Raw genomic sequence first — 4461 nt, 5'->3', positions numbered from 1 at the left:
GTGATCGATGCCTTGCTGATCGTGAAGTCAGCGCTTGCAGTGGCTGTTCCTGCTGTCACCTTTGCGGTATAATTTCCGGCATTGACAGGCTTGCTGTTCAGCTTGGAAGTTCCCTTGTAATACTCGATCGTGTATGTATCGGGGAAAGCTGTTGTATCGTAGTCGGTACTCAGGGACGCACCGTGAGCCTTGCCGTCATAAGTCGCATCGGAAGCGCTTATCTTCATGGTAAGACCGTCAGTGATGTCACAGTTCTCGGTGCAGTTGGCGGTAATGGTATCTCCGTCTGCTGTGTAAGTCCATGAGTGTTCATGCGGCAAACCTATATAAAGCTGTCCGTCAGCGTTCTTACGTACTGTGTAGTTGGTGTTGTCGCTTGTGAACTTGCTTGCGTCGTTATAGTTCGTATTTGTGCTGTCAGTGAACACTCCGGGTGTCTGCATTGAAAGAAAGACCTTAGCCGAATCATCCATATCACCGTTGATATTGATCTTAATATCATTAGGAATATACAAATTCTGCGAAGCGCCGCTTTCCAGTTTATTATTGTATATTTTTGCACTTCCCGAAATATTTATGCTGACATCTAATTTTTCAAAATATGTAACTCCGCCTCGGGTGGTAGTGTCGGAAATTTCTCCTCCTGTCATTGTAAATTTTCCGTTGCTGCCTGTAAAACGGATAACACTTGCATCATATCTTCCGGTCGAGGTTCCTGTTATCTTTCCGCCGTTCATCGTAAATTCAGCATTAGCTGCAATATCAACCATACCGGCTGTGCTTATATCACCTTTGACCGTTCCGCCGTTAAGAGTCAGCTTTCCGCCATTTACCCAGAAAACAGAGCCAACTCTGTACTCTGCATTTATCAAGCCGCCGCCTTCACTGTCACATACCTCAAGACTACTGCCGGAAGGTATGTAAAAATGATTATTGGTAGTCAGCTTATGACCATTCAGATCAAGTTTTCTCGCTCCCGAAATATCAATAGTGCCTGGATGCTCTGCATCTTTCAGCAGAGTAAGCGTGCTGCCGTCTGTCCACGCAGAAAGCGCGTCGGAGAAATTATCATAGCTTGTCGGCTGACCGCCGCTCGATACATTGGCAGTGGGATTGCCGAGATAAAGCTGTCCGTCGGCGTTTCTGCCGACTGTATAGCTTTCATCATCGCTGATAAACTTTGACTTATCGTTGTAGGCTGTGTTTGCGCTGTTGGTGAACATGCCGTGGGTCTGCAACGTAACGCCTATGTTTGCAGAACTGCCGAGAATGTCAACAATATTTGCTCTGCCCTGATACAAGCGAAGGTTACATGGTTGACTACCATTATAATTACTGCTTATAATGGTGTTTCCCGAAAGATTAAAGGCGTCATTTGAATTTTGCAGATAAACCATTACCGCTCCGTTACCCGAATTATCTGTAATAGTGGCTCCGTTTATATTCAAGGTATCGGTATATTGATTCGATGCAATACGAATCGCCGCTCCGCTTGTGCTGCAGGTATTATGTTTAAATACACCTTGATTTATCGTACATACAGCCGGTCCGGAAGCATAGGCATTATCTCCGATAATTTCTATACCAGCACCGAATTGTCCTGCGTTACCAATGATAGCTCCTCCGTTCATTGTAAAACGACCTGTCGAGGTTCCTTCGCCGGAAAGCTGTACGCCGCCGCCTGTATAATATAATGCCTTTTTACCGTTTCCAAAGAGGGTGCCTCCATTCATAATGAAGTTTCCTCCTTTTACATAAACGCCTCCCCCGACATAACGGCTGTTGCAGTTATTTCCTGTTCCTCCGGTAATATAGCCTCCTGTAAAGGATTGTGCAGTCGGTGTATCACTAAGTGTTGACGGACCGGTTGTACTGACGTTATAATATCGTACAGTCGTTCCACTATCATTTAAAGTCAGAGTCGCACCGCTTCCGACAAATATAACACTTCCGCTGCCGGTCATTCTGATGCCATATCCGTTCAGGTCAAGCGTCTTAGTTCCCGAAACGCTGATAGTGCTTGAAACCTCGACATCTTTCAGCAGAGTAAGCGTGCAGCCGTCTGTCCACGCAGAAAGTGCGTCGGAGAAAGAACCGTAATTCGTGGTCTTGCTGCCGACTGTGACAGATGCAGAACTATTTTCCCACTTTGCGTAAAGCGTGGTATTTGCGCTGATGTTGATAGTGTCCGTCCCTGCGGCATAGTCTGTTCCCGTGCCGTCTGCTTTCGTATTCCAGCCGGCGAAAACATATCCGTCACGGGTCAAAGCCGGTTCGATTTTCACTCCGTTGTCGCTGTAATCTATGTTTTCCTTTATCTTGGTGTCTGTGTTTTTCTTTACATACTGATCGGAAACTGTGCCTGTGCCGTCATTCGCGTCGAATGATACGGTAACGTAATCGCTATGGCTGAAACCGCCGTTGACCGTACCGCCTGTCATGGTAAATTCGCCTTCACCGATATAAACATTAGCACCATAATCAGCGATGTTGCCGGTGATCGTACCGCCATACATATTGAAATGACCTGTACCCGATGTAACGTTATTCCCCGTATGATATTTAACACATACACCGCCGCCGTATGTCGCGTTGTTGCCGGTAATAACACCGCCGTACATATTGAATGTTCCGCCGTTACGTTCGCTGTAAGGTCGATGATCTCTTGCATCGACCCATACACCGGCTCCCCACGGTGAAATGTTGCCGGTAATAGTGCCGCCATACATATTGACAGTAGCACCCAAGCCGATCCACAATGTACCACTCCAATCGTCAGTGGAATTCACGCCAGTAAGCCTTCCTGCGTTTGTACCGCTGCTGTCGATCAGATCAAAAGTGACGCTTGGATTATTCTCAACATGGATAAGACGTTGTTCGCTGTCATTAGTGCTCAACGTGATCGAATGACCGTTCAGATCGAGGGTTTTATTTTGGCTAACCCTGATCCTTTGGCTTATAGTTACATCAGCGAGCAGAGTAAGAGTGGTGTCCTCAGTCCACGCAGAAAGTGCATCACTAAAGCTGGTGTATATCGTATCGCCGACTTTCGCCACATCTGTCTCCGCGCTTACCGTCAAACTCGTTTCCGACACACACGATACTATCATGCATAGTGACATAAAAACGCATAGTATTCTTGATTTTATTCTTTTCATTATACTATCCCCTTTCATATGTAACACCAAACGCCCGCAGGCACAGTTTTACTGCGGTCACGAGCGTTATAGGCTTAAAACTCAGTGTTTTGCGTGCATGACAAAAAGACAGAGTTATGCCCTGTCCGTTTTTTTGTCTTTTTGTCAGATCATACAGGCTCGGCATAGCTTCGTCAATCCTTTCGTGCAAATAAAATTCGGGAATTTTATTACGGAATTTCTCGATTTTATTTTAACATATTTTTACGCAAATGTCAAGCAATTTTAATTATTCCTTTTTTTAAAAACAAAAAGCAGATCAAAAGCCGCAGTAATCTGCCTGATATACATCAGAGGTACTCATCAAATCCCCCCACCACTGCCGAAAAGATCAAAATGCTGTATCGGAACAGAGACTTTTTTATCTGCTGTATAGTGAGAACGCCTAAACTGCGCATAACCGAATTATGTTTAAATTATATCTAAAATTCACAAAGGTATTAAGCTATTTTGAAGATTTTTACAGTATTTTGTATCGATAAAATGTGGCTATGGACATGGATTTTTTGCGGTTATCAGTTCCCCCTTCTATATGAACTTTCAGATATTAATGTGCGCACAGAATATCAATGTGTACAGTATATCACTCGTGAATTATATCGCTATAGATTTTTAAAAAGATTGTTGAATAAAACAAAATTGTGAACTTTGAAGTTCCCATCGGAGATTGATTTGTCAAAAGAGTATAGAAAAATCGCCTGCCGTTTTTCCCGACAGACGATTTGAAGACCATATTCTTGTCATTCTGAATTAGTAAGGATATTTTTCTCCATTGTACTTATATGAAATTCCAAAGAATGTACCCGTCAAACCCTCCCCCCCTAGAATAACCACCGTCCACATGATATAATAGAAATATCATGGGTCAGAAAATGACAGAATCTGAAAAGTGGGCGATAAGGATAAAGGAATTCGTTGAAAGCGGCAAGAGTCAGCGCGTCTGGTGCAGGGAACAAGGAATCAAACGCAGTACCCTTCGCTATTGGCTCGAAAGGCTCGATGAGCTTTCCGAGGGTAAGGAGATACGGTTTGCCAAGGTTGTGATCGGCGGTGAGCACGATGATAATACTTCGACCGTCTGAAATTTACATCTCAACTGCGAATGTCGATATGCGGAAATCCATCGACGGATTAGCGTCTGTCGTTCAGCAGCAGTTCAGGCTCGATCCGGTGAGCGATGCGATGTTCGTTTTTCACAACCGACACTGCGATAAGATCAAGATACTCTACTGGGACAAGGAAGGCTTCTGCCTGCTTTACAAAC

Annotated in this window: 3 protein-coding genes; 2 read left to right on the top strand and 1 reads right to left on the bottom strand. The window is 44.5% G+C overall.

The genetic code is table 11. From position 1 onward, the window contains the following. Nucleotides 1–3158, bottom strand: a 3158-nt coding sequence (locus BT142_RS18350; RefSeq protein ID WP_175444996.1) for an InlB B-repeat-containing protein, incomplete at its 3' end; no start/stop codon positions are given. A 911-nt stretch (nt 3159–4069) separates the two neighbouring features. Between BT142_RS18350 and BT142_RS18340 the strand changes: the two genes are divergently transcribed. Beyond that, nucleotides 4070–4279, top strand: coding sequence for an IS66 family insertion sequence element accessory protein TnpA (locus tag BT142_RS18340; RefSeq protein WP_072418915.1), 210 nt, complete (start codon nt 4070–4072; stop codon nt 4277–4279). Then, nucleotides 4257–4461, top strand: a 205-nt coding sequence (tnpB, locus tag BT142_RS18905) for an IS66 family insertion sequence element accessory protein TnpB (RefSeq protein WP_139275825.1), incomplete at its 3' end; no start/stop codon positions are given. The genes BT142_RS18340 and tnpB, both read left to right, overlap by 23 nt.

The sequence above is a fragment of the Ruminococcus sp. YE71 genome, assembly GCF_900119155.1.
GTDB lineage: Bacteria > Bacillota > Clostridia > Oscillospirales > Ruminococcaceae > YE71.
This window is presented reverse-complemented; position numbering and strand designations above follow the sequence as displayed.